The sequence below is a fragment of the Pseudomonas sp. CCOS 191 genome (assembly GCF_001007005.1).
Taxonomy (GTDB): Bacteria; Pseudomonadota; Gammaproteobacteria; order Pseudomonadales; family Pseudomonadaceae; genus Aquipseudomonas; species Aquipseudomonas soli.
Genome location: NZ_LN847264.1, coordinates 4,304,187 through 4,331,010 on the forward strand (window position 1 = coordinate 4,304,187; position 26,824 = coordinate 4,331,010).

A 26,824-nucleotide genomic window follows, 5' to 3' on the forward strand; every position below is an offset into this window, starting at 1 on the left:
TAGGACTCTCTACCATGAAAAAAATCGTCCCAGACCCACCCCGCCTCGCCCCCTTCATCAGCATCCGCCCCACCCTCACCCGCGAAGAAGCCATGTCCGCCGCCGTCGAAGTGGCCACCGCCATTTCCGACGTCCTCGACATCTACTTCAAGACCGAGCCCGGCGAAACCCAGGACCGCCTGTTCACCGCCAGCGACTACCTCGGCCAGCTCGCCTGCGCCCTGCTCGAGCACAAGCCACAGGTGCAGCCATGAGCCGCGGCCATACCGCAGGCCGCACCACCTGCCTGGACCTGTTCAAGATCGAGCCGGGCGTTACCTTCGAGGATGCCTTCAGCGAGCTGTCGGTGCTGCTCGGCTGCATTCGCCACCTGACCTGCGAGGCGGAAATGGAGGGCGACCTGCTGGCCGGCAGCTCGGCGCGCATCCTCAGCGCCATGGCCAAGGCGCTGATCGATGACATGGAGCTGGGGTTGAACAGAAGCAAATGATCCCCGGGGCTGCTTTGCGGCCCCGGGATCCATCAACACCACCGAACTCCCGCTACAGAACCCGGTCAGTCTTCTAAGCAGGCCATCCACCCCGGCGCGTCTAAGCTCTGTGGGTTGGCCTAACGCCCGCTTCCAAGGAGGAAGAATCATGTTGCTGTTGTGGTTGCTGGTCCTGGTGCTTGGCGCCGCGTATCTCCTGCACCGGCGCCTGGCGCCCCTGCAGATCCTCGCGGCCATCGCCGCCTATACCCTGCTGATGGGCATCTTCAGCACCGCGCCAGGCTGGCTGCTGACGCTGATCTGGGTGGTGATCGCCGCCAAGGCGGCCTTCTTCGCCTTGCCGGAGCTGCGCCGTAAACTGTTCACCGCGCCGATGTTCAGCTGGTTCCAGCGCACCCTGCCGCCGATGTCGCCCACCGAACGCGAAGCCATCGATGCCGGCACCGTGTGGTGGGACGGCCACCTGTTCAGCGGCCGCCCCGACTGGGACACCCTGCTCGACTACCCCGCGCCCAAGCTCAGCGAGGAAGAACAGGCCTTCATCGACGGCCCCACCGAGCAACTGTGCGCCATGGTCAGCGACTGGCAGATCGGCCAAGACCTCGACCTGCCGCCGCAGGCCTGGGATTTCATCAAGCAGCACGGCTTCTTCGCCCTGATCATCCCCAAGGAATACGGCGGCAAGGGCTTCTCGGCCTACGCCCACTCGCAGGTGGCGATGAAACTGGCCACCCGCAGCGGCGACCTGGCCTCCACGGTGATGGTGCCCAACTCCCTGGGCCCGGCCGAGCTGCTGCTGCACTACGGCACCGAGGCGCAACGCAACCACTACCTGCCGCGCCTGGCCCGCGGCGACGACATCCCCTGCTTCGCCCTCACAGGCCCCCTGGCCGGCTCCGACGCCGGCGCCATGCCCGATACCGGCGTCATCTGCAAAGGCCAGTGGCAAGGCGAGGAAGTCATCGGCCTGCGCCTGAACTGGGAGAAGCGCTACATCACCCTCGGCCCGGTGGCCACCCTGCTGGGCCTGGCCTTCAAGGCCTACGACCCCGAGCACCTGCTGGGTGAGCAGGCCGAGCTGGGCATCAGCCTGGCGTTGATCCCCACCGACCTGCCGGGCGTGGAGATCGGCCAACGCCACCTGCCCCTGGGCGCGGCGTTCATGAACGGGCCCAACAGCGGCAAGGACGTGTTTGTGCCGCTGGACTGCCTGATCGGCGGCCAGGAAATGCTCGGCAAGGGCTGGATGATGTTGATGAACTGCCTGTCGGTGGGCCGCTCCATCTCCCTGCCCGCAGTCGGCACCGGCGCGGCCAAGTACACCAGCCTGGTCACCGGCCAGTACGCCCGCGTGCGCGAACAGTTCAACGTGCCGCTGGCCGCCTTCGAGGGCATCCAGGAGTCGCTGGCGCGCATCGGCGGCAACGCCTGGCTGATGGACAGCGCCCGCCTGCTCACCGCCCAGGCCGTGGACCTGGGCGAAAAACCCTCGGTGTTGTCGGCGATCCTCAAGTACCACCTCACCGAGCGCGGCCGCGAATGCATCCAGCACGCCATGGACGTGCACGGCGGCAAGGGCATCATCATGGGCCCGAACAACTACCTGGGCCGCAACTGGCAAGGCGCGCCGATCTTCATCACCGTCGAGGGCGCCAACATTCTCTCGCGCAACCTGATGATCTTTGGCCAGGGCGCCATCCGCTGCCACCCGTTCGTGCTCAGGGAAATGGCCCTGGCCGGGCGCGAGGACCATGACCAGGCGCTCAAAGAGTTCGACGACCTGCTGATGCAGCACATCCTGTTCGCCGCCGGCAACGCCGCCAGCACCCTGGTGCTGGGTTTGGGCCTGGGGCATTTCGAGAAGGTCCCGGGCGACGCCCTGAGCCAGGGCTATTTCCGCGCCCTCAACCGCCAGGCGGCAGCCTTCGCCCTGCTGGCCGACCTGTCGATGATGCTGCTGGGCGGTGCGCTCAAGCGCCGCGAACGTCTGAGCGCCCGGCTGGGCGATGTGCTCAGCTACCTGTACCTGTCCAGCGCCGCGCTCAAGCGCTACCACGATCTGAGCTCGCCCGAGCACCTGCGCCCGTTGTTGCGCTGGGCGCTGGAGGAAAACCTGGGCCAGGCGGAAAAGGCGCTCGCCGCGCTGCTCGACAACTTCCCCAACCGCTTCATCGGCTGCGCCCTGCGCGTGCTGGTGTTCCCATTTGGCCGCAGGCATACCGGACCAAGCGATGAGCTGGATGCCGAGGTGGCGGCGCTGATCGGCCGGGGCAAAGGCGACCCGGCGCTGGAAGCAGTGCTGGAGGGCTGCTTCAGGCCTCAGGCCGAAGGCGACCCGGTGGCCGCGCTACAGACGGCCTGTGACCTGCTGGACGATGTGGCCCCGCTGCACAAGGCGCTGCATCAGGCGGTCAAGGAAGGCAAGGTGCAGGCGGCAGCCGGACAATCGGTGATCGACGCCGCCATCGAAGCGGGTGTGCTGCAGACGGAGGAAGGCCAGCGCCTGCATCAAGCCGAGCAGGCACGTCGGGTGGTGATCGATGTAGATGCGTTCGACAAGGAAGTGCTATTGCCCGAGGCAGGCAAAGTGCGCTGAGCATTCGCCGACCGCTTCGCGGGGCAAGCCCGCTCCCACAAGGCGTTTAACGTGTGCCTTGCGTGGGAGCGTGCTTGCCCCGCGATAGCGCCAGCACAGGCAGTTGCGCTGCCAGCCCGGGCAAAACCGGCGTATACTCCGCCCCCCGTTTCAACCACCGAGGAGCGCCGCCATGGCCAACCCCCACCTGGAATACCACCTGCAACTGCTCCACCACCTGCGCACCATCCTGGCCGCGCTGGGTGAAGCCGAACAGGTCCCGGAGGAAAGCCACGCCCTGTTCCTCGAGCGCTTCGACGAACTGCTCACCCTGCTGCCGCAGGACCCGTTGGAAAGCCAATACCTGGGTCAGGACCTGATCTGCCAGGTGATCCAGCGCTATCCGCAGATCGCCCATCTGGTGCCACGTGATTTGCTGTGGTTCTTTGCTGGCGACTGCCTGCACTTTATGCCGGATGAAGAGCTGGAGCTTTACCAGACGCTAGAAGAGCGTCGGTACGAAGCAGAGCAGAACGGCGAAGCGTTTGATTGGCACCAAGAAAAGCAACTGCTGGCCAAGCCTGCTCAGGGTGATAGTCACTGATCTGGTGTAGATGCATCCCGGCCTTTTCTGGGCCGGGAACCCCAATTGCAGAGCGGGGCAAGTGAACTCACTCTGACAAATCACGATCTAGCGAGTCAGGGGGAATACTAGTCTTGCCCCCAAAAAAATGATGCGCCGAAGAAAATAAGAACTCGGCTTCCAGTCGAAGTCGCTCTACCTGCGAAGGGGGGCGCTGCCCTTTACTTTCTTCATAACGCCTCCACGCATCGACCGCCCGTTTACATATCTCCAGCTGGACTTCCAAATCCGTCTTTTCGATCGTCACGGTCATTGCTCCTTCCTTGTTAAAGGCAGAACGGAGTGGGATCAGGTGCGCCCAACATTCTCCCCCGACAGAGTAATAACTGATGAAATGAGTACGAACATCGGGCACGTAAAGAGTAGCGCCATGCCGTTGTACTCCCCCAGGCGACATTAGCCAACTAGTAAAATTGATAGGTGTGCTGAGCCAGTTCGCCCCAAAAAACCAACCATGCGAGCAAAAAAAAACGCCACTTCAAACGAAGTGGCGTTTTCAATTTGGAGCGGGAAACGAGACTCGAACTCGCGACCCCGACCTTGGCAAGGTCGTGCTCTACCAACTGAGCTATTCCCGCAGGGTGAAGCTTTACCGCATGTGGCGTGAAGCGCCTTGAAGACCTTCACCACCGGCACCGCCGAAACGATGCGTTGAAACTGGAGCGGGAAACGAGACTCGAACTCGCGACCCCGACCTTGGCAAGGTCGTGCTCTACCAACTGAGCTATTCCCGCAATATGGCGTCCCCTAGGGGACTCGAACCCCTGTTACCGCCGTGAAAGGGCGGTGTCCTAGGCCACTAGACGAAGGGGACTAAGCCGACGCTTTGCAGCGCACCAGCACATGAACCTCACGATTCAGCCTGGATTTTCTTTTCCTGCCCTGCCGAAGCAGTGCCGGAGAAACTGGAGCGGGAAACGAGACTCGAACTCGCGACCCCGACCTTGGCAAGGTCGTGCTCTACCAACTGAGCTATTCCCGCAATGTGGCGTCCCCTAGGGGACTCGAACCCCTGTTACCGCCGTGAAAGGGCGGTGTCCTAGGCCACTAGACGAAGGGGACACGCTGCTCGCACTACCTATTAAAGTACTGCTTGCTTTCACTCCCTGCCGCGTTTCGCTGTGTGCTTTACGCTGCAAGTGGCGCGCATTCTATGGATGCCTCGCAAGGTCGTCAACCCCTTTGTACAAATTTATTTAAATCAATGACTTCCAGTCGTCATAGGCAGTGATGCAGGATGTGTCCGGGGATTGGCGTTGCTTTTCTGACGCCGGCTCGGCAAGCTCGTAGCGATGTGCCAGCATCTGTAGGTTTTGGATTACAGGCCGATACATATAGACAAGGCTTGAGGGCCTGATCGCGGGGCAAGTCGACTTCCATGAATCCACCACAGATTCAATGGAGCGCAGGCTGTTCCGCCGGGCTGCACTGTTCGCTTTCGGGCGGACTCACTACACTCTCGATAGATGCAAAACTTCTTCATGAGGCGTTAACGGTGACACCACTTCTGATCACCCTGCTTATCGTTGCAGGTATCGCGCTGCTGATCGTGATCGGCTACCTGAACAATGTGGTCGAAAACGGCAAGCTCGAGCGTGCACGGCTCAAGGTCGAACTGGCCGACCGCCTGCGCCGCTGCGGCGAGATCACCGAGACCTTCCCCGGGCAGTTCATGACGCCCGCGCTGAAGCTGCTGCTGACCCGCCTCGAACTGAACCTCAACCAGCGCCAGCTGGCCCTGGACAAGCACAGCGGCGACCTCAAGGCGCGCATCGCCGAGCTGGAGGGGCTGATTGGCCTGGGTGAGCGCATCCCGGTAAGCAACCCGCCCGCGCCGATCCACACCGAGGTCAAGGCCAAGGACGTGCGCTTTCTGCTGGAGCTGCTGCACAACCAGATCGTGCGCGCCACCCAGGAAGGCTTCCTGGCGACCAACGAAGGCAAGTACTGGGTCAAGGAGATCCGCCATATCCTGGTGCTGCTGCATATCGAGTTCTTCAACAACCTCGGCCAGCAGGCCCTGCAGCAGAACCAACCGGGCCAGGCCCGCCTGGCCTTCGAGCGTGGCGTGCAGTACCTGCGCAAGCAGCCGGAGCCCAAGCAGTACGAAGAGCAGCTGACCTACATGGAGAAACTGCTGAACCGGGCCAACGCCCAGGTGCTGGACCAGATGGAGCCGGCAGAGAACGACCAGAACGCGCTGACCCAGGGGCTCAAGACCGATGAGGACGAGACCTGGAAGAAGAAGGTGATCTACGACTGACAGTGCCGACCCTGTCGCGGGGCAAGCCCGCTTCCACGCCGTAACATCCAAGAACAAGGGGCCTTCGCAGGCCCCTTGTTCATTTCAGCAGTCGGTCAACTCGAGGAACACCTCGACCAGGCGCTCCAGCCCCGCCTGGTCGGCCGCGCTGAAGCGCGCCAGCTTCGGGCTGTCCAGGTCGAGCACGCCGATCAGCCTGCCCGCCTTGACCAGCGGAATCACCAGCTCGCTGTTCGACGCACTGTCGCAGGCGATATGCCCGGGGAAGGCATGCACGTCCTCCACTCGCTGGGTGCTGCGGGTGGCCGCCGCGGCGCCGCACACACCACGGCTGAACGGAATGCGCACGCAGGCCACCTGGCCCTGGAACGGGCCGAGCACCAGCTCTTCGTTGCGGTTGATATAGAAGCCCGCCCAGTTCAAGTCCTCCACCTGGTTGTAGAGAAACGCCGAGAACTGTGCGGCATTGGCGATGAAGTCACGCTCGTCGGCGAACAGCGCCTGCACTTGCGCGGCCAGCAGGTCGTAGCCATCGAGGCCTTGGCCACTGGCGTTGAGGTCGATCATTTATTTCTGCTCCAGCAATTGCAGCCCGACCCAGTAGCGGGCGAACTGATAGGCACAACGGCCATTACGGTTGCCGCGGCCAGTGGCCCAGCGCACGGCGAGGATGTCCAGCGCTTCGTCACGCTGCCAGCGCAGCCCGGCCGGGCGCGCCAGCTGGCCGATCCAGTGTTCGACCACGTTGAGGAAATGCTCCTGGCTGAACGGGTAGAACGACAGCCACAGGCCGAAGCGGTCGGACAAGGCGATCTTGTCCTCCACCGCTTCGTTGGGGTGCAGCTCGCCGTCGACCATCTTCCAGTTTTCGTTGTCGCTCTGCTTCTCCGGCACCAGGTGGCGGCGGTTGGAGGTGGCGTACAGCAGCACGTTGTCCGGGGCCTGCTCCAGCGAGCCGTCGAGCACGCTCTTGAGCACCCGGTAGTCGCCCTCCCCGGCCTCGAACGAGAGGTCGTCACAGAACAGGATGAAGCGCTGCTCGAGCTTGTGCAGCTGCTCGACCACCCGCGGCAGGTCGGCCAGGTGGTCGCGCTCGATTTCGATCAGGCGCAGGCCCTGGCCTGCGTGCTCGGCCAACAGCGCGCGCACCAGCGACGACTTGCCGGTGCCGCGCGAGCCCCACAGCAGGGCGTGGTTGGCGGGCAGGCCGTTGATGAACTGGTGGGTGTTGCGGCCCAGCTGCTCGCGCTGCTGGTCGACGCCGATCAGGTCGGACAGGCGGATATCGAGGCTGACCTCCAGCGGCATCAGGTAGCCGCTGCGGCCATCGCGCTGCCAGCGGGCGGCGAGTGTGCGGCTCCAGTCGATGTCCGGGCGCGGGGCAGGCAGCAGGGGTTCGAGGCGGGCGAGGACTGATTCGGCGCGGTCGAGAAAAGCGGTAAGGCGGGCGTCCATGGCGACTCCTATTGATTTCAGTTTTTTGGGGCCGCTGCGCGCCCCATCGCCGGCAAGCCGGCTCCCACAGTGAAGAGTGATCACCTGTGGGAGCCGGCTTGCCGGCGATGGGGCGCGCAGCGGCCCTTAATCGACGATCAACTGAAATGAACAGACAGACCCGCCAGCAGCCAGGGCTGATCGGCTATGCTTGCGCAGCGCACGGAGCAAGTAACCGGCTTGGGACCCATGGATATCAAGTTCACCAATCGCCTGTCATACAAGCAAGCCCGGTTGACAGTCCTGGTCGGCTTCATCCTGGGAACATTGCTCAGTCTCATCCAGATCGGCATCGATTATGCCAGCGAAGACGCGTCCATCAACCGTGAAATTCAGGCGCTGCTGAAGATCAGCCACGACACGGCCTCGCGCATCGCCTACAACATCGACACGGAGCTTGCCCAGGAGCTGACCGGCGGGCTGTTGAAATCCCCGGCGCTGATCCGTGCGCGGTTGATCGACAACAACGACACGGTGCTGGCCGACGTGCAGCGGCCGCGCATGGAAAGCCGCTACCGGCCGTTGTCGGACTTCCTGTTCGGCGAGCAGCGGGTGTTCCAGGACCGGCTGTTCCTCGCCCATATGCCCGAGGAATACCTCGGCACCCTGTACCTGGACGTCGACACCTACGCCTTCGGCGGGCGCTTCCTCGACCGCGCCGGGGTCACCCTGGTCAACGGCTTCGCCCGCAGCCTGGTGCTCACCGGTATTCTCCTGGCGCTGTTCTACCTGATGCTGACCAAGCCGCTGGTGACGGTGATCGGCGCGCTCAGCGGCAACGATGCGCGCACGCCCAGGCAGAACCGCGTGGACTGCCCCAAGGGCCACGAGAACGACGAGATCGGCGTGCTGGTACGGGTCGCCAACCAGCAGTTCGTCAGCATGGCCACCGAGATCCAGCAGCGGCGCACCGCCGAGAACCGTCTGACCCAGTACCTCAACGAGCTGGAAGATATCGTCTCGGCTCGCACCAACGAGCTCAAGGCCAGCAACAGCCGCCTGAGCCTGTCCAACCAGGAGCTGGACGAAGCGCGCCAGCGCGCCCTGGACATGGCCCAGGCCCGCGCCGCCTTCCTGGCCAACATGAGCCACGAGATCCGCACGCCGCTCAACGGCATGCTGGGCATGATCGCCCTGGCGCTGGACAGCGGCCTGGCCGCCGAGCAGCGCCAGCAGCTGTCGATCGCCCACGACTCGGGCAAGGTGCTGGTGGAGCTGCTCAACGATATCCTCGACCTGTCGAAGTTCGACGCCGGCCAGTTGGAGCTCGAGCGCATCCCGTTCGACCTCGGCGCGATGGTCGAGGACACCGCGAACCTGCTGTCGCAGAATGCCGCGCCCAGTGTCGAACTGACCTGCCTGATCGCCCCGGACTTTCCCAGCACGGTGCTGGGCGACCCGACGCGGGTACGGCAGATCGTCAGCAACCTGCTGTCCAATGCGCTCAAGTTCACCCGCTTCGGGCGTGTCGATGTACGCCTGAGCAGCATCGTCGGCGGCGTGCGCCTGGAAGTCAGCGACACCGGCATCGGCATCCCCGAGGAGGCCCAGGCACGGATCTTTCAGCCGTTTACCCAGGCCGGCGCCGGTATCACCCGCCAATACGGCGGCACCGGGCTGGGCCTGGCCCTGACCCGCAACCTGTGCAAGGCCATGCAGGGACATCTGCATATTCATTCCGAAACCGGCTTCGGCAGCCGTTTCAGCGCCGACCTGCCACTACCGGCGCATACCGAGGCGATCCCGCCGGCGGCCATAAGTGGACGCGTGGTGGCCCTGGGCAACCCCGGCAGCGGCCTGGCCGAGCTGCTGCAAGGGCTGCTGCCGCGCTGGGGGCTGGAATACGTGCGCCATGAAGACGCCAGCGCACTGGCTGGCCTGCCGGTCGACCTGCTGATCACCGACGACCTGGAACACGTACTGGACCTGCGCCCGGCCATCGCGGCGCCGATCCTGCTGGTGACCGCCTACGGCAACTTCCTGCCTGCCGAACAGGCCGAGCAACTGCAACCCTTGCAGCAGCTGGCCCGGCCCCTGGCGCGCAATGCCCTGTACCAGACGCTACGCCGCACCCTGCAAGGGGAGCCCAACGCGCCGCTGCCCCACGAGGTGCCGGCCTCGCGCGAGTTGCGGGCACGCATCCTGCTGGTAGAGGACAACCCGGTGAACCAACTGGTGGCCAAGGGCATGCTCGGCAAGCTCGGCTGCCAGGTGCAGGTGGCCGCCCACGGCCAGGAGGCCCTCGACTACCTGGAACGGGACAGCTTCGACCTGGTGCTGATGGACTGCAACATGCCGGTGATGGACGGCTACGAGGCCAGCCGGCGCATCCGCCAGAGCAGCCGCTGGCCGGAGCTGCCGATCGTCGCGCTGACTGCCAACGCCATGCCCGAGGAGCGCGAACGCTGCCGCGCCGCGGGCATGAACGGCTACCTGGCCAAGCCGTTCCGGCGCGAGGAACTGCTGGCGCTGATCGAGCACTGGGTGCCGGTCAGCGGTTGAGCAGCGGCTCTATCGCCGCTTTCAACGCTTCGGGCTTGGTGGTCGGGGCAAAGCGGGTGACCTTGCCGCTGCGCGGGTCGACCAGGAACTTGGTGAAGTTCCACTTGATCTTCTGCGTACCCAGCAGGCCCGGCGCACGGCGCTTGAGCTCGGCGAACAGCGGGTGGGCGCCGGGGCCGTTGACTTCGATCTTGCGAAACAGCGGGAAGCTCACGCCGAAGTTGAGCTCGCAGAACTGCGCGATCTCCCGGGCGTCGCCCGGCTCTTGCTTGCCGAACTGGTTGCAGGGGAAGCCCAGCACCACCAGGCCCTGGCGCTGATAGTCCTGCCACAGGCGCTCGAGCCCTTTGTACTGCGGGGTGAAACCGCACTGGCTGGCGGTGTTGACCACCAGCAGCGCCTTGCCGGCGAAGTCGCCCAGCACTTTCTGCTCACCGCCAAGGGTGACGCAGGGGATGTCCAGCAGCGCATCGGCCATGTTCGCTCTCCGTCAATCGCGTGGCTTGAAGTCCAGGCATACCGAGTTGATGCAGTAGCGTAGCCCGGTCGGCGGCGGGCCGTCGGGAAATACATGGCCCAGGTGGGCGTCGCACTGGGCGCAGGTGACTTCGGTGCGGATCATGCCGTGGGAGGTGTCGCGGATCTCGATCATCGCGGCCTCTTCGATCGGCTCGTAGAAGCTCGGCCAGCCGCAGCCGGAATCGAACTTGGCATTGGAGGAGAACAGCGGCAGGTCGCAGCAGATGCAGTGGTAGACGCCGTCGCGGCGCTCGCTGTTGTACTTGCCGCTGAACGGCCGCTCGGTGCCTTTCAGGCGGCACACCTGGTACTGGGCCGGATCGAGCATGGCGCGCCATTCGTCCAGGGTTTTGTCGATCTTTTGCATGGTGGGACCTCGGCAGGCTGAATTTCACCTCGCACCGGCTTTTCCCTGGCGCGGGTGGCACGTATATTAGTTGGCTTCGTGTGCAAGGCAGCCAGTCTGGCACCCGGTTCCCGCCCTTTCAAACCTTTCGAAAGAAGGCGGCGCGTATTCTCACTCGGGATCTCATCATGCAGTTCAGCAAATCGAACAAGCTCGCCAATGTCTGCTACGACATTCGCGGCCCAGTGCTCAAGCACGCCAAACGCCTGGAAGAGGAAGGCCATCGCATCCTCAAGCTGAACATCGGCAACCCGGCGCCGTTTGGTTTCGAGGCGCCGGACGAGATCCTCCAGGACGTCATCCGCAACCTGCCCACCGCCCAGGGCTACAGCGACTCCAAGGGCCTGTTCAGCGCGCGCAAGGCGGTGATGCAGTACTGCCAGCAGAAGGAAATCGAAGGCGTCACCATCGAGGACATCTACCTCGGCAACGGCGTGTCCGAGCTGATCGTCATGTCCATGCAGGCGCTGCTCAACAACGGCGACGAAGTGTTGATCCCGGCGCCCGACTACCCGCTGTGGACCGCCGCGGTGAGCCTGGCCGGCGGCAAGCCGGTGCACTACCTGTGCGACGAGCAGGCCGACTGGTTCCCGGACCTTGACGACATCAAGGCCAAGATCACCCCGAACACCAAGGCATTGGTGATCATCAACCCGAACAACCCGACCGGCGCGGTGTACTCCAAGGAGCTGCTGCTGGGCATGCTGGAGCTGGCGCGCCAGCACAACCTGGTGGTGTTCTCCGACGAGATCTACGACAAGATTCTCTACGACGAGGCCGTGCACATCAGCACCGCGTCGCTGGCCCCGGACCTGCTGTGCCTGACCTTCAACGGCCTGTCCAAGTCGTACCGGGTGGCGGGCTTCCGCTCCGGCTGGCTGATCATCTCCGGGCCCAAGCACCACGCCACGAGCTACATCGAAGGCATCGACATGCTGGCCAACATGCGCCTGTGCGCCAACGTGCCGGCCCAGCACGCCATCCAGACCGCCCTGGGCGGCTACCAGAGCATCAACGACCTGGTGCTGCCGCCGGGCCGCCTGCTGGAGCAGCGCAACCGCACCTACGAGCTGCTCAACGAAATCCCCGGGGTCAGTTGCGTCAAGCCGATGGGCGCGCTGTACGCCTTCCCGCGTATCGACCCGAAGGTCTGCCCGATCCTCAACGACGAGAAATTCGCGCTCGACCTGCTGCTGTCGGAGAAACTGCTGATCGTCCAGGGCACGGCGTTCAACTGGCCGTGGCCGGACCACTTCCGCGTGGTGACCTTGCCGCGGGTGGATGACCTGGAACAGGCGATCGGGCGTATCGGCAACTTCCTGCGCACCTATTCGCAGTAATAGGCTTGGTTTTTGTGGTGGCGCCGAAATCGAGCACCGCCCGCGCGGCGCATCGCGGATGAATCCGCTCCTACATTTGTTGCAACGTACCGAACCTGTCAGGCCATGGTTGCCAGCCTTGGCGCAAGGCTTGAGACAGGTGGGGCGGCAACAATGCCCGCCGAAAAATCGCGTCGTGCGCACAAGGCTTACAACCATGGCCTATCAGGCATGGCCACGTTGCAACGAATGTAGGAGCGGATTCATCCGCGATGCGCCGCGCGGGCGGCGCTCGGTCTCGACCACGACAAAATCAGCACGCCGTACCCAATGAATCTGCTCACATCCTGCAACGCTCTACCCCACAGCCCTCACGGCATCCTCTGCCATACTCCTCGCGTACACAGTTTGAAATAGTCGCCCGGTTGAATAGCAGCGCCCTCCCCCTTATATACCCCGCAGTACGCAACAAACTCATCCGTCAGGAGAACGTAACAACCATGATGCGCATTCTGTTGTTTGTAGCCACCAACCTCGCGGTGGTGCTGGTTGCAAGCATTACCCTGAGCCTGTTCGGCTTCAACGGGTTCATGGCCGCCAACGGGGTTGACCTCAACCTCGGCCAGCTGCTGGTCTTCTGCGCCGTGTTCGGTTTTGCTGGCTCGCTCGTCTCGCTGTTCATCTCCAAGTGGATGGCGAAGATGACCACCGGCACCCAGATCATCACCCAGCCCCGCACCCGTCACGAGCAGTGGCTGCTGCAGACCGTCGAGGAGCTGTCCCGCGAGGCCGGCATCAAGATGCCCGAGGTAGGCATCTTCCCGGCCTACGAGGCCAACGCCTTCGCCACCGGCTGGAACCGCAACGACGCGCTGGTGGCGGTGTCCCAGGGCCTGCTGGAGCGCTTCTCGCCCGATGAAGTGCGCGCGGTGCTGGCCCACGAGATCGGTCACGTGGCCAACGGCGACATGGTCACCATGGCGCTGGTGCAGGGCGTGGTGAACACCTTCGTGATGTTCTTCGCCCGCATCATCGGCAACTTCGTCGACCGGGTGATCTTCAAGAACGAAGAAGGCCACGGTATCGCCTACTTCATCGCGACCATCGTCGCCGAGCTGGTGCTGGGCATCCTCGCCAGCATCATCGTCATGTGGTACTCGCGCCGCCGCGAGTTCCGCGCCGACGAGGCCGGCGCCCACCTGGCCGGCACCGGCGCGATGATCGGCGCGCTGCAGCGCCTGCGCTCCGAGCAGGGCCTGCCGGTGCACATGCCCGACACGATGAAGGCCTTCGGCATCAACGGCGGCCTGAAGCATGGCCTGGCCGGCTTGCTGATGAGCCACCCGCCGCTGGAAGACCGCATCGACGCCCTGCGCCGTCGCGGCTGATCCAGGCAGCAACAAGAAAGGGCGACTTCGGTCGCCCTTTTTCATTGCCCCGCGATGGCTTCAACGCCGAACGCTGTAGACTCGCTCAACCAAACTTTCGACACCAGCTTTGAGAAACTTCGGACTCTCGTCGAGAATCTCCCGCGCCTCGACCTCATCGACCCGCCACCCGGCAAACCCTGCCCGCACCTCGGCGTCCGGCACCGAGAACGGCGGCCCGTCGATCACGGCCTGGTCGTAGTCGAGGGTCACCAGCAGGCCGCGGCAGGCCGCTGGTAACTGCTCGCCCAACAATGCCATGTAGCGCTCGCGCATCGGCTCCGGCAAGGCGATCAACGCCGCCCGGTCGTACACCCCCGCGCAATCAGCCAGATCCTCGGCACGCAGGGCGAACACATCGCCGCACCACAGCTCCAGCTCGTCGCTGCGCCACACCTCGAAGCCCCCGTGCCGCGTCACCTGCGCCAACAGCCCGTGCTCGGCGAAGAAATCCTCCACCGCCCGCCGCGACAGCTCCACCCCCAGCACCCGATACCCTTGCGCGGCCAGCCAGAGCATGTCCAGGCTCTTGCCACACAGCGGCACCAGCACCCGTGCGCCCGGGGCCAGCCCCAACGCCGGCCAGTGCGCCTGCAGGTACGGGTTCACCTGAGCCTGGTGAAAGCCGATCTGGTTGTCCGCCCACCGCTTGTGCCAGAACGCTGGCTCCATGATCCCTCCCGGTTTTTCGATAAAAAACTGTGAAAACTTATATTGGATCTCGATCGAAAGCTGATCGAAGATGGCAGCATCTTACCTGCCAGGACCCCACCATGCTGCCCAGCCTGTTCATTTCCCATGGCTCACCCATGCTCGCCCTGCAACCCGGCGCCAGCGGCCCGGCCCTGGCCGCGCTGGCCCGCGCCCTGCCCCGCCCGAAGGCGATCGTGGTGGTGTCGGCGCACTGGGAAAGCCGCGAACTGCTGGTGATGAGCAACCCACATCCGCAGACCTGGCATGACTTCCATGGTTTTCCGCCGGCCCTGTACGCGGTGCACTACCCGGCTCCCGGCGAACCGGCACTGGCGCAGCGGCTGGCCGGGTTGCTCGGCGCCCGCCTGGATGAGCAGCGGCCTTTCGACCATGGTGCCTGGGTGCCACTGTCGCTGATGTATCCGCAGGCCGACATTCCGCTAGTCCAGGTGTCGCTGCCCAGCCAGGCCGGCCCCGCCCTGCAACTGAAGGTCGGCCAGGCGCTGGCGCAGCTGCGCGAGGAAGGCATCCTGCTGATCGGCTCGGGCAGCATCACCCATAACCTGGGTGAGCTGGACTGGCACGCCGGTCCGGATGCGGTCGAGCCCTGGGCGCTGGCGTTTCGCGACTGGGTGGTGGAGCAGCTGAAGGCGGGAGACGAGGCGGCGCTTGTGGACTATCGGCGCCAGGCACCGTTTGCAGTGCGCAATCATCCCAGTGAAGAGCACCTGCTACCGCTGTTCTTCGCCATGGGCGCTGGCGAGCGGTTTGGCATCGTTCACCAGGGATTCACGCTGGGGGTGCTGGGGATGGATATCTACAGGTTTGATTGAGCTCCGGCAGCGCCTGCACTGACCTTATCGCCGGCAAGCCGGCTCCCACAGGGGGCGTGCCAAAGTCTGCTGAAGTGGAAAACTGGGAAAAAAAATCCCCGACCTAGGCCGGGGATCTTTTATTGCAGCGCCAGGATCAGTCCTCGCGGTAGCGGCGCAGCTTCAGCTGCTTGCCGGCCACGCGGGTGTCCTTGAGCTTGGTCAGCAGACGCTCGAGGCCGTCTTCCGGCAGCTCGATCAGGCTGAAGCTGTCACGCACCTGGATACGACCGATGGCATCACGCGCCAGGCCACCCTCGTTGAGGATAGCGCCCAGCAGATTCTTGGCGGCGATGCCGTCACGGGCACCCAGGGCGGTACGGCAACGCACGCGGCCTTCAGCCAGCGGCATCGGCGCGCGACGCTCGCGGTCACCACGGTCGCTGCGCTCACCACGCTCGGTACGCTCGCCAGTGCTGCGCTCACGCGGAGTGTGGGTCGGCACCAGCGGCTGCTCGCGCTCTACCGAAGCCAGGTCCAGCGCCTGACCATTGGTGGCCTTGCGCAGCAGGGCCGAAGCCAGGGCACGGGCACTGCAACCCAGGTCGGCGGTCAGGCGGTCGAACAGCTCGCCATGGCTGGCCTCGGACTCGGCCACCAGTGGCGCCAGGCTCTTGGTCAGCTTCTTGATGCGTGCGTCCAGCACGGCCTGCGGGTTAGGCAGGCGGGCTTCGGCAACCTTCTGCCCGGTGACACGCTCGATCACCTGCAGCATGCGGCGCTCACGCGGAGTGACCAGCAGCAGCGCACGGCCATCGCGACCGGCACGGCCGGTACGGCCGATACGGTGCACGTAGGACTCCGGATCGTACGGCATGTCGACGTTGAACACGTGGGTGATGCGCGGCACGTCCAGACCACGGGCAGCGACGTCGGTGGCGACGACGATGTCCAGGCGGCCGTCCTTGAGCGAGTCGATCACGCGCTCACGCTGGTTCTGGGCGATGTCGCCGTTCAGCGCGGCAGCCTTGTAGCCTTTGGCTTCCAGGGCGGCGGCCAGGTCCAGGGTGGCTTGCTTGGTACGCACGAAGGCGATCAGCGCGTCGAACTCTTCCACTTCCAGCAGGCGCAGCACGGCCGGGATCTTCTGGTCGGCGTGGACCATCAGGTGGGCCTGCTCGATCGCGGTCACGGTCTGGGTCTTGCTCTGGATCTTGACGTGCTTCGGCTCGCGCAGGTGGCGCTCGGCGATGGCACGGATCGAGGCCGGCAGGGTGGCGGAGAACAGTACGGTCTGGCGGGTTGCAGGGATGGCGTCGAAGATCACTTCGAGGTCGTCCATGAAGCCCAGCTTGAGCATTTCGTCGGCTTCGTCGAGTACCAGGTACTGAACGGTGGACAGGACTTTCTCGTCGCGGCGCAGGTGGTCGCACAGGCGGCCAGGGGTGGCCACGACGATTTGCGCGCCGTTACGAATGGCACGCAGTTGTGGGCCCATCGGGGCACCACCGTAGACAGCCACCACGTTAACGCCCGGCATCTGCTTGGCGTAGGTTTCGAAAGCGGTGGCTACTTGCAGCGCCAACTCACGGGTTGGCGCCAGGATCAGGGCTTGCGGTTCGCGCTTGCTCACGTCGATCTTGTTGAGGATCGGCAGGGCGAAGGCAGCGGTCTTGCCGGTGCCAGTCTGCGCCTGGCCGATCATGTCGTGACCGGCGAGGATGATCGGGATCGACTGATGCTGAATAGCCGAAGGCTCTTCGTAGCCGGTAGCCAGAACAGCAGCAACGATATTCGGATTGAGATCGAGAGCGGCGAATCCGCCGGTTTCCTGGGTCATGGGTCTGCCTCTAGGTGCATCCGCAAAGACCCATGCTCCAAAACTGCACATGCCTTGAAAGACCAAGCGGTCACCCAGGCAGTTTTGGCGGCGGGGATTTGCGAAAACGATTGAAAAAGGAACATCTTGGGAAGGTCCGACTAGCGGACGCGCAGCCGAAGCTGGGTTCGGAGGATTTGCACCACCTGATTCGAGGTCCGCTAAAAGACCGGCGCGTACTATACCCGAATCCGCCATGAACTGTGAGAAATATTTCTAAGCTCAAGGCCAGGATTGGATCCAGGCTGAATCGATTCCCCGTAGGCTCGGCGCTGCCCTCATCCATTCAGGTCGCCGGGCGGATGGCCTTGATCAGATACTCCAGCGAGTACCCCAACTGCGGCGCCAGGGTTGCGGCCCGCGCCCGCACGGCATCGATATCCAGCGTCTGCTCCAGGTCCGCCGGCACCAGCAGGATCACGTTACCCTCCTTCACCGGCAGTTCCCAGTAATGGCGATGGTACAGCCCACGCAACAAGGCCGCGCCCAGTGGCTTGCCATCGTCCCCGGCCCACTGGTTGATCACCAGCCACCCCCCTGGGTTGAGCTGCTTCTGGCAGTTTTCCAGGAACCCCCAGGCCAGATGCCCGACGCCGGGGCCATAGTCGGTATACAGGTCGACGAACAGCAGGTCGGCCTTTTCGGCGCTGGGCAGCAGCTCTAGGGCATCGCCTACCCGCACATACAGCCGCGGATCGTCGTCCAGGCCCATGAACTCCATGGCCAGGCGCGGCACGTCCGGGCGCAGTTCGATGGCCTCGACGTCCTCCAGCGGCAGGAACTTCAGGCAGGCCTGGGTCAGGGTGCCGGCGCCAAGGCCGAGGAACAGCGCGCTTTCCGGCTGTTCGTGGCACAGCGCGCCAACCAGCATGGCGCGGGTGTAGTCGTACTCCAGCCAGCTGGGGTCGGCGGTGAAGGTGCAGCTCTGCTCGATGGCGTCGCCGAACTCGAGGAAGCGATAGTCATCCACCTCGTACACGCTGATGACGCCAAAGGCATCCTCGACCCGTGCCAGCAGCCGCTCTTCCCGCTCCGTCGCCATCCCTACCACCTGCCCGCGCAAAACCGCCATTGTCCGCCAATGCCGGTGGTGCAACAAGCACGCGCGGGCGTACCATGGCTGGCAGGCCTTAACGACACTTATGGATAGAGCTTGCAATGACCCGACAATGGACCCCTGACAGCTGGCGCACCCTGCCGATCCAGCAGCAACCGATCTACCCCGACGCCGCGCACCTGCTGAAGGTGGAGCAGACCCTGGCCAGCTACCCGCCGCTGGTGTTTGCCGGCGAAGCCCGCGAGCTGCGCCGGCAGTTCGCCGAGGTGACCCAGGGCCGGGCGTTCCTGCTGCAGGGTGGCGATTGCGCCGAGAGCTTCGCCGAGTTCTCCGCGGCGAAGATCCGCGACACCTTCAAGGTGCTGCTGCAGATGGCCATTGTCATGACCTTCGCCGCCGGCTGCCCGGTGGTCAAGGTCGGGCGCATGGCCGGGCAGTTCGCCAAGCCACGCTCGGCCAACGACGAAACCATCGGCGACGTCACCCTGCCCGCCTACCGTGGCGACATCGTCAACGGCATCGGCTTCGACGCGAAAAGCCGCATTCCCGACCCCGAGCGCCTGTTGCAGGCCTACCACCAGGCCACCGCCAGCCTCAACCTGCTGCGCGCCTTCGCCCAGGGTGGCTTTGCCGATCTGCACCAGGTGCACAAGTGGAACCTCGATTTCATCGCCAACTCGGCGCTGGCCGACAAGTATCACCAGCTGGCCAACCGCATCGACGAAACCTTGGCCTTCATGCGCGCCTGCGGCCTGGACACGGCGCCGCAACTGCGCGAAACCAGCTTCTTCACCGCCCACGAAGCGCTGCTGCTCAACTATGAAGAAGCCTTCGTGCGCAGCGACAGCCTGACCGGCGACTACTACGACTGCTCGGCGCACATGCTGTGGATCGGCGACCGCACCCGCCAGCTCGACGGCGCCCACGTCGAGTTCCTGCGCGGCGTGCACAACCCGATCGGGGTCAAGGTCGGCCCGAGCATGAACCCCGAGGAGCTGATCCGCCTTATCGACGTGCTCAACCCGGACAACGACCCGGGCCGCCTGAACCTGATCGTGCGCATGGGCGCCGGCAAGGTCGGCGACCATCTGCCGGGGCTGATCCGCACCGTGCAGCGCGAGGGCCGCCAGGTGCTGTGGAGCTCGGACCCGATGCATGGCAACACCATCAAGGCCAGCAGCGGCTACAAGACCCGCGACTTCGCGCAGATCCTCGATGAGGTCAAGCAGTTCTTCCAGGTGCACCAGGCCGAGGGCAGCCACGCCGGTGGCATCCATATCGAGATGACCGGGCAGAACGTCACCGAGTGCATTGGCGGCGCCCGGCCGATCACCGAGGACGCGCTCTCCGACCGGTACCACACCCACTGCGACCCGCGCATGAACGCCGACCAGTCGCTGGAACTGGCCTTCCTGATCGCCGAAACCCTCAAGCAGGTACGCCGCTGAGCAACGCCTGACGCAGCCGGCTGCCCTCGGCGCGGGGGCAGTTGAGCTGCACCTGCGCCAGGCCCAGCCAGTTGGCCAGCTTCTGCAGGCTTAGCGCCAACGCCTGGTAGCCCGCCTCGTCCAGCCCCATCGCCTCTTCGTGCACCGCATGCACTGCCAGGCGTCCGTGGGCACGCTCGGCACGCAGGTCCAGGCGCGCGGCGATGCGCCCGTCGTGTAGGAACGGCAGCACGTAGTAGCCGTACACCCGCTTGTGCGCGGGGGTGTAGATCTCCAGGCGATAGCGGAAATCAAACAGGCGCTCGGTGCGATCCCGCGCCCAGACCAACGAATCGAACGGCGACAGCAAGGCGCTGGCTTCGATACGCCGGGGAATCCGTGGCACGTCCGCGACATAGGCCGGCTGTTTCCAGCCCTGCACGGCGCAGGCCTGCAGGCGCCCGTCCTCGACCAGCACAGCCAGGGCGGCCTTGCTCTGCTGCGGCGAGAGGCGAAAGTAATCACGCAGATCCTGTTCGGTGGCCACGCCCAGGGCGCCGGCCGCGTGCAGCAGCAGGCCCTGGTGCGCTTCAGCCTCGCTGGGCTGGGCCTGATCGAGGATTTCTGCTGGTAGCACCCGCTCGGGCAGGTCGTACAGGCGCTCGAAACCGCGACGCCCGGCCACGGTGACCTCGCCAGCGGCGAACAGCCATTCCAGCGCGTGCTTTTCTTCGCTCCAGTCCCACCAAGGGCCGGCGCGCTCCTCACGGGTCGACAGGCTGCCTGCACCCAAAGCGCCGCGCTCGCGCACGGCGGCCAATACCCGGTCGATGACCTCGCGTCGCTCCCGGCCAAAGGTCGCCAGTTGCCGGTAGATGCCCTTGCCGTCGGCGGCGTGGGCCATGCGCCAGCGCATCAGCGGGTAGAGCTCCAGCGGCAGCAGCGATGCCTCATGCCCCCAGTATTCGAATAGCCGCCGCTGGCGGCGCTTGCCCCAGGCGAGCTGGTCCAGCAGGTCGGCTGGATAGTCGCCAAGGCGCGAGAACAACGGCAGGTAATGGGAGCGCACCAGGGCATTGACCGAGTCGATCTGCACCACGCCCAGGCGCTGGAGCATGCGCTTGAGATTGGCGAGGGTCGGCGGCTGCGCGGGCGACTTGCCAAAGCCCTGGGCGGACAAGGCCAGGCGGCGGGCCTGGGCAAGGGACAAGCTGAAGGACATGAGGTGGCTCCGTCTGGTGTGCAGACAGTAAAGACGCAATCGCGGGGCAAGCCCCGCGATTGTAACCACCTTCATTTACGCAACGGGTCCTCCCAGAAATGCCGGTCGGCCTCCTGCTGGATATCCGCCCGCGACAACCCCAGGTCGTGCAGCGTGGCATCGCTCAGACGCGCCAGCTCGTCGCGCTGGCGGTGCAGTTCGAACCAGCGCAGCACCAGCCCGCTGGCGTCGTGCCACAGATGGCCCAGGGATGCGGCCGGTTGGTGAGCTACGTTGAAATGACCTTTCATCATGACGCCCTCCTTGTGGATGGCTCCAGTCTCGTCCCAGGCCTAAGATCAATCCAACGAATGTTTCTGATGCCATGCATCTCGGAGATTGATGCCATGTCCCAGTATCAGAGTCTCGACGCCGAGGTGCTGCGCACCTTCGTCGCCATTGCCGAGCAAGGCGGCTTCACCCGCGCCGGCGAAGTGGTCAACCGCACCCAGTCGGCGGTGAGCATGCAGATGAAGCGCCTGGAAGAGGACATCCTGCAGCGCCAGCTGTTCGAGCGCGATGGCCGCCAGGTGCGCCTGACCGCCGAGGGCCAGGTGCTGCTGGGCTATGCCCGGCGCATCCTCAAGCTGCATGGCGAGGTGTTCAACACCCTGCGCATGCCGCACATGGTCGGGGTGGTGCGCATCGGCACCCCGGACGACTACGCCATGCGCTACCTGCCGGGCATCCTCACCCGCTTCGCCCAGGCCTACCCGCTGATCCATGTCGAGGTGCATTGCGATTCCTCCAAGCAGTTGATGCTGCGCCAGGACCTGGACCTGACCATCGTCACCCGCGAGCCCGGCAACGAGGTCGGCCAGTTGCTGCGCCAGGAGCGCCTGGTGTGGGCCGCGGCCAAGGGCTTCTGCCCGCAGGAGCAGCGGCCCATGCCGCTGGCGCTGTTCAACACCGACTGTTTTTGCCGCGCCTGGACCTGCAATGCCCTGGAGCGCCACGGCATCGAGTACCGCATCGCCTACACCAGCCCGAGCCTGGCGGCGATCTTCGCCATCGTGCAGGCGGGGCTGGCGGTGACCGCGCAGTTGCACAGCCTGGTCGGCGGCGAACTGCGCATCCTCGGCGAGGACGACGGCCTGCCGCAGCTGCATATGGCCAATGTGATGCTGCTGCGCAATGACCAGCAGCATTCGCCAATTACCGACTGCATGGCCGAGTACATCGTCGAGGGGTTCAAGTAAGCCGAGGGCGCTTCGCGCCCTTTTCGCCGGCAAGCCGGCTCCCACAGCGGGCAATGGGCTCTGCAGCCCCTTGCGCTCAGAGCTCGAACCCGAGCATCACCGCGCACACCACCAGAAACACACAGAACATCGAGCGCAGTACCTTTTCCGGCAACGCATGGGCCAGCTTCACCCCCCAGCTGATGCTCAGCAACCCACCTACCGCCAACGGCACCCCGATGCTCCAGTCCACGCTCTGGTGCAGGCCGTAGGTCAGCAGGGTCACCGCGGTGCTCGGCGCCGCCAATGCCAGCGACAACCCCTGGGCCACCACCTGGGTGGTGCCGAACACGGAGGTCAGTATCGGCGTGGCCACCACCGCGCCGCCCACGCCGAACAACCCGCCCATGGTCCCGGCAAAGCTGCCCAGCACGCCCAGCCATGGCCAGGGGTAGCGCAGCTGGTTGCTCGGCGGCTTCACCGGCAGGAACATGCGCGCCACGTTCCACAACGCCAGGGCCACCAGGAAACCTACGAAATACAGGCGCATCGACTGGGCATCGATGCCCACTGCCCAGATCGACCCCAGCCAGGCGAACAAAAAGCTGCACAACGACAACGGCACGGCGTGGCGCAACTCGATGCGATTGCGCTGGTGATAGCGCCACAACGCAAGCAGCACGTTGGGTACCACCATCACCAGGGCGGTGCCCTGGGCCAGTTGCTGGTCGAGGCCGAACAGCACCCCCAGCGCCGGGATCGCGATCAGCCCGCCACCAATCCCGAACAAGCCACCCAAGGTACCCAGGGCTGCGCCCAAAACGATGTACATCAACCACTCGATCATGCGCGCCTCATCCGCCTGCTCTCAGAGAATGCCGGCATGCTACCCAGTCACGGCTGGCGGGGAAACGCACAGCAGCGCACAATGGCTTTGCGCAATCCGCACAAGCAGAGGCAGCATGAGCCCCGATATCCTCACTGAACAACTGAGTCTGTTCCTCGATGTGCTGGAGACCGGCAGTTTTTCCGCCGCCGCCCGTCGCCATCCGCTCACGCCTTCGGCGGTGGCCAGGCGCATCGACAGCCTGGAAAACGCGGTAGGCAGCCGCCTGTTCTCACGCAGCACCCACGCGGTGCGCGCCACACCCGCCGGCAATGCGTTCGCCGAACGGGCCCGGCGCATCATCGAGGAACTGCGCCTGGCCCGGGCCGAGGCGGTATCCCTGAGCAACGCCCCCGAAGGGCTGATCCGCATCGACGCCCCGGCCGCGTTCGGCCGTCGCCACCTCGCTCCGGCCATCGCCGACTTCCTGGTGGCCTACCCTGGGCTCGACGTGCAACTGCGCCTGATCGACAGTTTCGTCGACCTGCACGGCAGCCACCTGGGCGAAGTCGACCTGGTGCTGCGCGCAGGCCCCCTGGCCGACACCCGCCTGGTGGCCACGCCACTGGCGTATATGGTGCGGATCGCCTGCGCCAGCCCGGCGTACCTGGCCAATCGCGGCGTACCGGCCTGCCCGAGCGAGTTGCCTGGGCATGACGGCCTCGACTGGGACGGCCTGGCGCCACCGTTCGCCTGGCGCTTCGAGGTCGGCGGCCAGACCCGCCTGTACCGCCCGACGCGCATGCGCATGGCCGCCAACAATGCCGAGACGCTGCTGTTCGGTGCCTTGGCCGGGCTGGGCATCGCCCACCTGCCGACCTGGCTGGTCAGCGACTACCTGCTGCGCGGCGAACTGCTCCCCCTGTTCTGCGACAACGGCCTGCCGGCCCCCGAAACCAGCGGGATTTATGCACTGCGCCTTGAACATGAAACGAACTCTCGCAGCCGCTTGCTGCTCGAATTCCTCAAGAGCCGTTTCAGCCCGGTGCCGCCCTGGGACCTGGCGCTGAGAAGCGAGCTGCGCTGGCAATGAGCGCACCAAGCTTTGGCGTGCTAGATTTTATTACTCACCGATTCCAAGGACCTGCATGAACGCCGACACCCAAGCCCCCTGCGACGCGCTGCTGCTGGACAACCAGGTCTGCTTCGCCCTGCACTCGACCTCGTTGTTGATGACCAAGGTCTACAAGCCCCTGCTGCAGGCCCTGGGCCTGACCTACCCGCAGTACCTGGCCATGCTCGTGCTGTGGGAGCAGGACGGCCTGACCGTGGGCGAGATCAGCCAGCGCCTGCTCACCGACCCCGGCTCCCTGACCCCGCTGCTCAAGCGCCTGGAAAGCGAAGGCCTGCTCAAGCGCAGCCGCAGCCGCGAGGACGAACGGGTGGTACTGGTGCAGCTGACCGACAAGGGCCGTACCCTGCAAGCCGAAGCCCAGCGCGTGCCGCAATGCATCCTGCAGGCCAGCGGCCACAGCGCCGAGCAGCTGCGCAAACTGCAGGCCGACCTGCTCGCCCTGCGCGCGCAGCTGCAAGAAAACCTCTGACGTCTAAGCTGTGAGATGGCTGTTCGGATGAATGGTCGAATATTTAACTTGCGCACTAAATAATTGCGCGCTAAGTTAAGCCCATACCCACTCAGCGCCGACGGCGCACAGCACCCAAGCGAGGCTCAAGATGCAAAAGGTCACTCCGCTGTACATCGCAGAAGCCACTTCCACCGGTGGTCGTGATGGCAAATCCCGCTCCAGCGACGGCAAGCTGGAAGTCAAGCTGAGCACCCCGAAAGAGCTGGGCGGCGCCGGGGGTGAAGGCACCAACCCCGAGCAGATGTTCGCCGCGGGTTACTCGGCCTGTTTCATCGGCGCGCTGAAGTTCGTCGCCGGCCAGGAGAAAAAAGCCCTGCCAGCTGACGCCTCGATCACCGCCAAGGTCGGCATCGGCCAGATCCCCGGTGGTTTCGGCCTGGACATCGACCTGCACATCAACCTGCCTGGCCTGGCCCAGGCCGATGCCGAAGGGCTGGTGGAGAAGGCGCACAAGGTCTGCCCGTACTCCAACGCCACCCGCGGCAATGTGGATGTGCGCCTGCATGTGACGGTGTGAATGCCTTCGCGGGGCGAGCCGACTTGCCCCGCGATGAAGGCGCCACGGTTTCACGAGCACAAAAAAACCCGGCCAAGGCCGGGTTTTTCGTGCTCATCGCAAGAAGGATTACTTCTTGGAACGGCCCTTGAAGCTGTTGTCGCGAGTGTCGATGTCGATCCACTCGTCGATCTGGATGAAGTCGGCAACCTGGATCTCGGTACCGTTCTTCAGCTTGGCAGGCTTCATGACCTTGCCCGAGGTGTCGCCACGTGCGGCGTTCTCGGTGTAGGTAACCTGGCGGCTGATGGTGGTCGGCAGTTCTACCGATACCAGGCGGCCTTCGAAGAAGACGGCTTCGCAGATGTCTTCCATGCCTTCTTCGATGTACGGCAGAACGGCGTCGATGTCTTCGGCGTTCAGCTCGTACATGGTGTAGTCGGTGGTGTCCATGAAGGTGTACGAGTCACCGCTGATGAACGACAGGGTCGCTTCTTTGCGATCCAGGATCACGTCGTCCAGCTTGTCGTCCGCACCGTATACGGTTTCGGTCTTGTAGCCGGTCAGCAGGTTCTTCAGCTTGGTCTTCATGATCGCGCTGTTACGGCCCGACTTGGTGAACTCAGCTTTCTGAACCAGCCACGGGTCGTTGTCGATCCGCAGTACGGTACCGGGTTTCAGTTCTTTACCAGTTTTCATTACGAAGTATCCGAATCTGGATGGATTTATAAAAATCGAGGCCGCGTATCATAGCGAATTTCGGTAAAACTGTACCAGCTTCGTGGCAAGGTCCGGCCGAGCGGCCTGCGTAGCCTGCCACTGGCGGGCATGTTCGCGCACTTCCTCCCAGTGTGGCTGCAGCGCCTGCCAGGCCTGCCCCATCGGGCGATCCATGTTCCAGGCCCGCCACAGTTCGCTCAGCGCCTGCCCGGCGGCGGCCGACAGCCCATGGCGATAAAGGGCGAGGAATGCTTCGAGCTTTTCCCAGTGGGCGTTCTCTTCCTGGATGTAGATGTGCCACAGCATCGGCACGCCAGCCCATTGCGCCCGCACGAACGAGTCCTCGCCGCGCACGGCGTTGAAATCGCAGCTCCACAGCAACCGGTCGTAGTCGTCCTGGCTGACGAAAGGCAGCACCTGGACCGTCAAGGCGCCGCGCCGATGCAGCGCCCCCACGGCCAAGTCCGCCTCGCCCAGCCAGTGGCCGAGGTCGCCCAGGATGCGCCCCTGCGGTACCAGCAGGTGGCTGGGCTGCGTGCCTTCGGCCAGTACGTCGAGCCAGTTGCCCAACTGTGGATTCTCATAGGCGAACAGCGAGATCAGCCGCGCCCCGGCCTCGGGGTGGACGCCCAGCCCTGCCAGGAACCTCGCCCGCTCATCCGGCGCCTGACGAAACGCTTGGCAACGGGGCAGCAAGGCAGCTTCGCGCAGCAGGCCACCGGTCTTCTCGGTGAAACCCGGGAAGAAAAAGAACTTGCGCAACCCGTTGGCCTGGGGCGACGGCAGGCCATGGCAGCCATCCACCCAGTCTTCGGCACTGAGGTAGTCCAGGTTCAGCCACAAGGGCGGCGTGGCCTGCTCGCCCATGGCCTCGACATAGGCCTGCGGCAGCTGGCAGGCGAAGGCGCCCACCACCACCTGCGCCGGCTCCGCGCCTTGCCACGTGGCCGGCCAGTGGCGCACCTCGACCCCCTGCCGCCACTGCTGCTCGGCTTGGCTGTCGGCCTCTGGGCACAGGGGCACGAAGGCTTGCAGGTCATCCACCCACAGGCGCACGGCCAGGTCATGCTCGCTCGCCAGCTGGCGCGCCAGGCGCCAGGTGACGCCGATGTCGCCATAGTTGTCGACGACCGTGCAGAAGATGTCCCAGGTGGTTTTCATCGCCACGTTCCGTTACCTGCGGAAAAAAGA

At 64.7% G+C, this 26,824-nt stretch carries 26 protein-coding genes, 5 tRNA genes and 1 pseudogene; 14 read left to right on the forward strand and 18 right to left on the reverse strand.

What is annotated here, in order from left to right; all coding sequences use genetic code 11:
- Positions 1–14 precede the first annotated feature (14 nt).
- The 4 genes from CCOS191_RS19050 (at position 15) to CCOS191_RS19065 (ending at position 3,669) form a co-directional block, all read left to right on the forward strand.
- Positions 15–254: a hypothetical protein gene (locus CCOS191_RS19050; RefSeq protein WP_046856548.1), complete on the forward strand. Its 240-nt coding sequence runs from the start codon at positions 15–17 to the stop codon at positions 252–254.
- Positions 251–490, forward strand: coding sequence for a DUF3077 domain-containing protein (locus CCOS191_RS19055; protein WP_046856549.1), 240 nt, complete (start codon positions 251–253; stop codon positions 488–490). The genes CCOS191_RS19050 and CCOS191_RS19055 overlap by 4 nt, the downstream gene beginning before the upstream one ends.
- A gap of 148 nt (positions 491–638) precedes the next feature.
- Entirely contained in the window at positions 639–3,086 is a 2,448-nt protein-coding gene (locus CCOS191_RS19060; RefSeq protein ID WP_046856550.1) for an acyl-CoA dehydrogenase, read from the forward strand.
- A gap of 172 nt (positions 3,087–3,258) precedes the next feature.
- The gene (locus CCOS191_RS19065; protein ID WP_046856551.1) at positions 3,259–3,669 is read left to right on the forward strand and encodes a PA2817 family protein; all 411 of its coding nucleotides are present in this window, start codon (positions 3,259–3,261) and stop codon (positions 3,667–3,669) included.
- Positions 3,670–3,736: 67 nt separating this feature from the next.
- Here the strand turns inward: CCOS191_RS19065 and CCOS191_RS19070 are convergent, their stop codons facing one another.
- The 6 genes from CCOS191_RS19070 to CCOS191_RS19095 all read right to left on the reverse strand — a co-directional run bounded on the left by CCOS191_RS19070 (position 3,737) and on the right by CCOS191_RS19095 (position 4,770).
- Positions 3,737–3,961: a hypothetical protein gene (locus tag CCOS191_RS19070; RefSeq protein ID WP_046856552.1), complete on the reverse strand. Its 225-nt coding sequence runs from the start codon at positions 3,959–3,961 to the stop codon at positions 3,737–3,739.
- Between the two features lie 249 nt (positions 3,962–4,210).
- Positions 4,211–4,286 (reverse strand) — tRNA-Gly (locus CCOS191_RS19075).
- A gap of 80 nt (positions 4,287–4,366) precedes the next feature.
- Positions 4,367–4,442: transfer RNA gene (locus CCOS191_RS19080), tRNA-Gly, on the reverse strand.
- 4 nt (positions 4,443–4,446) lie between these two features.
- Positions 4,447–4,522, reverse strand: a tRNA-Glu gene (locus tag CCOS191_RS19085).
- A 92-nt stretch (positions 4,523–4,614) separates the two neighbouring features.
- Positions 4,615–4,690 (reverse strand) — tRNA-Gly (locus tag CCOS191_RS19090).
- A gap of 4 nt (positions 4,691–4,694) precedes the next feature.
- Positions 4,695–4,770 (reverse strand) — tRNA-Glu (locus CCOS191_RS19095).
- Positions 4,771–5,203: 433 nt separating this feature from the next.
- Between CCOS191_RS19095 and CCOS191_RS19100 the strand changes: the two genes are divergently transcribed.
- Positions 5,204–5,971 (forward strand): hypothetical protein, encoded by a 768-nt coding sequence (locus tag CCOS191_RS19100; protein ID WP_046856553.1) that lies wholly within the window; start codon positions 5,204–5,206, stop codon positions 5,969–5,971.
- An 84-nt stretch (positions 5,972–6,055) separates the two neighbouring features.
- Here CCOS191_RS19100 and CCOS191_RS19105 read toward each other — a convergent pair whose 3' ends face one another.
- Positions 6,056–6,538, reverse strand: a complete 483-nt coding sequence (locus tag CCOS191_RS19105) for a GAF domain-containing protein (protein ID WP_046856554.1) — start codon at positions 6,536–6,538, stop codon at positions 6,056–6,058.
- Positions 6,539–7,426 (reverse strand): ATP-binding protein, encoded by an 888-nt coding sequence (locus CCOS191_RS19110; protein WP_046856555.1) that lies wholly within the window; start codon positions 7,424–7,426, stop codon positions 6,539–6,541.
- Positions 7,427–7,612: 186 nt separating this feature from the next.
- Here CCOS191_RS19110 and CCOS191_RS19115 point away from each other — a divergent pair, with 186 nt between their 5' ends.
- Positions 7,613–9,967 (forward strand): response regulator, encoded by a 2,355-nt coding sequence (locus tag CCOS191_RS19115; RefSeq protein WP_046856556.1) that lies wholly within the window; start codon positions 7,613–7,615, stop codon positions 9,965–9,967.
- Here CCOS191_RS19115 and CCOS191_RS19120 read toward each other — a convergent pair.
- Together CCOS191_RS19120 and msrB are read right to left on the reverse strand one after the other, a co-directional pair.
- Positions 9,957–10,445: a glutathione peroxidase gene (locus CCOS191_RS19120; protein WP_046856557.1), complete on the reverse strand. Its 489-nt coding sequence runs from the start codon at positions 10,443–10,445 to the stop codon at positions 9,957–9,959. The two genes, CCOS191_RS19115 and CCOS191_RS19120, sit on opposite strands and share 11 nt — an antisense overlap.
- 12 nt (positions 10,446–10,457) lie before the next feature.
- The gene (gene msrB / locus CCOS191_RS19125; protein ID WP_046856558.1) at positions 10,458–10,853 is read right to left on the reverse strand and encodes a peptide-methionine (R)-S-oxide reductase MsrB; all 396 of its coding nucleotides are present in this window, start codon (positions 10,851–10,853) and stop codon (positions 10,458–10,460) included.
- A gap of 167 nt (positions 10,854–11,020) precedes the next feature.
- Here msrB and CCOS191_RS19130 point away from each other — a divergent pair, with 167 nt between their 5' ends.
- The gene (locus CCOS191_RS19130) at positions 11,021–12,232 is read left to right on the forward strand and encodes a pyridoxal phosphate-dependent aminotransferase (RefSeq protein WP_046856559.1); all 1,212 of its coding nucleotides are present in this window, start codon (positions 11,021–11,023) and stop codon (positions 12,230–12,232) included.
- 479 nt (positions 12,233–12,711) lie between these two features.
- A complete protein-coding gene (htpX, locus tag CCOS191_RS19135) occupies positions 12,712–13,599 on the forward strand; it encodes a protease HtpX (RefSeq protein ID WP_038705666.1) in 888 nt (295 codons plus the stop codon).
- Between the two features lie 60 nt (positions 13,600–13,659).
- Here htpX and CCOS191_RS19140 read toward each other — a convergent pair whose 3' ends face one another.
- Positions 13,660–14,310 carry a thiopurine S-methyltransferase gene (locus CCOS191_RS19140; protein ID WP_046856560.1) on the reverse strand — a complete coding sequence of 217 codons (651 nt, stop codon included), beginning with the start codon at positions 14,308–14,310 and terminating at the stop codon, positions 13,660–13,662.
- Between the two features lie 101 nt (positions 14,311–14,411).
- Here CCOS191_RS19140 and CCOS191_RS19145 point away from each other — a divergent pair, with 101 nt between their 5' ends.
- Complete coding sequence (locus tag CCOS191_RS19145) at positions 14,412–15,164, forward strand: DODA-type extradiol aromatic ring-opening family dioxygenase (protein WP_046856561.1); 753 nt, start codon at positions 14,412–14,414, stop codon at positions 15,162–15,164.
- Between the two features lie 136 nt (positions 15,165–15,300).
- Here CCOS191_RS19145 and CCOS191_RS19150 read toward each other — a convergent pair.
- Together CCOS191_RS19150 and CCOS191_RS19155 are read right to left on the reverse strand one after the other, a co-directional pair.
- A pseudogene (locus CCOS191_RS19150) lies at positions 15,301–17,017 on the reverse strand (DEAD/DEAH box helicase).
- A 291-nt stretch (positions 17,018–17,308) separates the two neighbouring features.
- Positions 17,309–18,064 (reverse strand): spermidine synthase, encoded by a 756-nt coding sequence (locus CCOS191_RS19155; protein ID WP_023630401.1) that lies wholly within the window; start codon positions 18,062–18,064, stop codon positions 17,309–17,311.
- 116 nt (positions 18,065–18,180) lie between these two features.
- Between CCOS191_RS19155 and CCOS191_RS19160 the strand changes: the two genes are divergently transcribed.
- Positions 18,181–19,527: a class II 3-deoxy-7-phosphoheptulonate synthase gene (locus CCOS191_RS19160; protein ID WP_038705662.1), complete on the forward strand. Its 1,347-nt coding sequence runs from the start codon at positions 18,181–18,183 to the stop codon at positions 19,525–19,527.
- Here CCOS191_RS19160 and CCOS191_RS19165 read toward each other — a convergent pair.
- Both CCOS191_RS19165 and CCOS191_RS19170 read right to left on the reverse strand, forming a co-directional pair.
- Positions 19,508–20,728, reverse strand: a complete 1,221-nt coding sequence (locus tag CCOS191_RS19165; RefSeq protein WP_046856562.1) for a winged helix-turn-helix domain-containing protein — start codon at positions 20,726–20,728, stop codon at positions 19,508–19,510. The genes CCOS191_RS19160 and CCOS191_RS19165 overlap by 20 nt on opposite strands.
- Before the next feature lie 71 nt (positions 20,729–20,799).
- Positions 20,800–21,018, reverse strand: coding sequence for a DUF1127 domain-containing protein (locus CCOS191_RS19170; RefSeq protein ID WP_031316004.1), 219 nt, complete (start codon positions 21,016–21,018; stop codon positions 20,800–20,802).
- A 96-nt stretch (positions 21,019–21,114) separates the two neighbouring features.
- Between CCOS191_RS19170 and CCOS191_RS19175 the strand changes: the two genes are divergently transcribed.
- On the forward strand, positions 21,115–21,966 hold the full coding sequence (locus tag CCOS191_RS19175; protein ID WP_031316005.1) for a LysR substrate-binding domain-containing protein: 852 nt from the start codon (positions 21,115–21,117) through the stop codon (positions 21,964–21,966).
- Between the two features lie 76 nt (positions 21,967–22,042).
- On the opposite strand, the gene CCOS191_RS19180 is transcribed toward CCOS191_RS19175, so the two are convergent.
- Positions 22,043–22,792 carry a sulfite exporter TauE/SafE family protein gene (locus tag CCOS191_RS19180; RefSeq protein ID WP_046856563.1) on the reverse strand — a complete coding sequence of 250 codons (750 nt, stop codon included), beginning with the start codon at positions 22,790–22,792 and terminating at the stop codon, positions 22,043–22,045.
- Positions 22,793–22,907: 115 nt separating this feature from the next.
- On the opposite strand from CCOS191_RS19180, the gene CCOS191_RS19185 reads away from it, so the two are divergent.
- From CCOS191_RS19185 to CCOS191_RS19195, 3 genes are all read left to right on the forward strand, one after another.
- Positions 22,908–23,864, forward strand: coding sequence for a LysR family transcriptional regulator (locus tag CCOS191_RS19185; RefSeq protein WP_046856564.1), 957 nt, complete (start codon positions 22,908–22,910; stop codon positions 23,862–23,864).
- 55 nt (positions 23,865–23,919) lie between these two features.
- On the forward strand, positions 23,920–24,375 hold the full coding sequence (locus CCOS191_RS19190) for a MarR family winged helix-turn-helix transcriptional regulator (RefSeq protein ID WP_046856565.1): 456 nt from the start codon (positions 23,920–23,922) through the stop codon (positions 24,373–24,375).
- Between the two features lie 130 nt (positions 24,376–24,505).
- Entirely contained in the window at positions 24,506–24,934 is a 429-nt protein-coding gene (locus CCOS191_RS19195; RefSeq protein ID WP_011532840.1) for an organic hydroperoxide resistance protein, read from the forward strand.
- A gap of 108 nt (positions 24,935–25,042) precedes the next feature.
- On the opposite strand, the gene efp is transcribed toward CCOS191_RS19195, so the two are convergent.
- On the reverse strand, positions 25,043–25,612 hold the full coding sequence (gene efp / locus CCOS191_RS19200) for an elongation factor P (protein ID WP_011532839.1): 570 nt from the start codon (positions 25,610–25,612) through the stop codon (positions 25,043–25,045).
- 48 nt (positions 25,613–25,660) lie between these two features.
- Positions 25,661–26,794 (reverse strand): elongation factor P maturation arginine rhamnosyltransferase EarP, encoded by a 1,134-nt coding sequence (gene earP, locus CCOS191_RS19205; RefSeq protein WP_046856566.1) that lies wholly within the window; start codon positions 26,792–26,794, stop codon positions 25,661–25,663.
- Between the last annotated feature and the right edge of the window lie 30 nt (positions 26,795–26,824).

What these genes read in the sequence shown, in the direction of transcription:
- CCOS191_RS19050 (WP_046856548.1), top strand. Translation starts at nt 15, where the DNA reads ATGAAAAAAATCGTCCCAGACCCACCCCGCCTCGCCCCCTTCATCAGC.
- CCOS191_RS19055 (WP_046856549.1), top strand. Translation starts at nt 251, where the DNA reads ATGAGCCGCGGCCATACCGCAGGCCGCACCACCTGCCTGGACCTGTTC.
- CCOS191_RS19060 (WP_046856550.1), top strand. Translation starts at nt 639, where the DNA reads ATGTTGCTGTTGTGGTTGCTGGTCCTGGTGCTTGGCGCCGCGTATCTC.
- CCOS191_RS19065 (WP_046856551.1), top strand. Translation starts at nt 3,259, where the DNA reads ATGGCCAACCCCCACCTGGAATACCACCTGCAACTGCTCCACCACCTG.
- CCOS191_RS19070 (WP_046856552.1), bottom strand. Translation starts at nt 3,961, where the DNA reads ATGACCGTGACGATCGAAAAGACGGATTTGGAAGTCCAGCTGGAGATA.
- CCOS191_RS19105 (WP_046856554.1), bottom strand. Translation starts at nt 6,538, where the DNA reads ATGATCGACCTCAACGCCAGTGGCCAAGGCCTCGATGGCTACGACCTG.
- CCOS191_RS19110 (WP_046856555.1), bottom strand. Translation starts at nt 7,426, where the DNA reads ATGGACGCCCGCCTTACCGCTTTTCTCGACCGCGCCGAATCAGTCCTC.
- CCOS191_RS19115 (WP_046856556.1), top strand. Translation starts at nt 7,613, where the DNA reads ATGCTTGCGCAGCGCACGGAGCAAGTAACCGGCTTGGGACCCATGGAT.
- CCOS191_RS19120 (WP_046856557.1), bottom strand. Translation starts at nt 10,445, where the DNA reads ATGGCCGATGCGCTGCTGGACATCCCCTGCGTCACCCTTGGCGGTGAG.
- msrB (WP_046856558.1), bottom strand. Translation starts at nt 10,853, where the DNA reads ATGCAAAAGATCGACAAAACCCTGGACGAATGGCGCGCCATGCTCGAT.
- CCOS191_RS19130 (WP_046856559.1), top strand. Translation starts at nt 11,021, where the DNA reads ATGCAGTTCAGCAAATCGAACAAGCTCGCCAATGTCTGCTACGACATT.
- htpX (WP_038705666.1), top strand. Translation starts at nt 12,712, where the DNA reads ATGATGCGCATTCTGTTGTTTGTAGCCACCAACCTCGCGGTGGTGCTG.
- CCOS191_RS19140 (WP_046856560.1), bottom strand. Translation starts at nt 14,310, where the DNA reads ATGGAGCCAGCGTTCTGGCACAAGCGGTGGGCGGACAACCAGATCGGC.
- CCOS191_RS19145 (WP_046856561.1), top strand. Translation starts at nt 14,412, where the DNA reads ATGCTGCCCAGCCTGTTCATTTCCCATGGCTCACCCATGCTCGCCCTG.
- CCOS191_RS19155 (WP_023630401.1), bottom strand. Translation starts at nt 18,064, where the DNA reads ATGGCGACGGAGCGGGAAGAGCGGCTGCTGGCACGGGTCGAGGATGCC.
- CCOS191_RS19160 (WP_038705662.1), top strand. Translation starts at nt 18,181, where the DNA reads ATGACCCGACAATGGACCCCTGACAGCTGGCGCACCCTGCCGATCCAG.
- CCOS191_RS19165 (WP_046856562.1), bottom strand. Translation starts at nt 20,728, where the DNA reads ATGTCCTTCAGCTTGTCCCTTGCCCAGGCCCGCCGCCTGGCCTTGTCC.
- CCOS191_RS19170 (WP_031316004.1), bottom strand. Translation starts at nt 21,018, where the DNA reads ATGAAAGGTCATTTCAACGTAGCTCACCAACCGGCCGCATCCCTGGGC.
- CCOS191_RS19175 (WP_031316005.1), top strand. Translation starts at nt 21,115, where the DNA reads ATGTCCCAGTATCAGAGTCTCGACGCCGAGGTGCTGCGCACCTTCGTC.
- CCOS191_RS19180 (WP_046856563.1), bottom strand. Translation starts at nt 22,792, where the DNA reads ATGATCGAGTGGTTGATGTACATCGTTTTGGGCGCAGCCCTGGGTACC.
- CCOS191_RS19185 (WP_046856564.1), top strand. Translation starts at nt 22,908, where the DNA reads ATGAGCCCCGATATCCTCACTGAACAACTGAGTCTGTTCCTCGATGTG.
- CCOS191_RS19190 (WP_046856565.1), top strand. Translation starts at nt 23,920, where the DNA reads ATGAACGCCGACACCCAAGCCCCCTGCGACGCGCTGCTGCTGGACAAC.
- CCOS191_RS19195 (WP_011532840.1), top strand. Translation starts at nt 24,506, where the DNA reads ATGCAAAAGGTCACTCCGCTGTACATCGCAGAAGCCACTTCCACCGGT.
- efp (WP_011532839.1), bottom strand. Translation starts at nt 25,612, where the DNA reads ATGAAAACTGGTAAAGAACTGAAACCCGGTACCGTACTGCGGATCGAC.
- earP (WP_046856566.1), bottom strand. Translation starts at nt 26,794, where the DNA reads ATGAAAACCACCTGGGACATCTTCTGCACGGTCGTCGACAACTATGGC.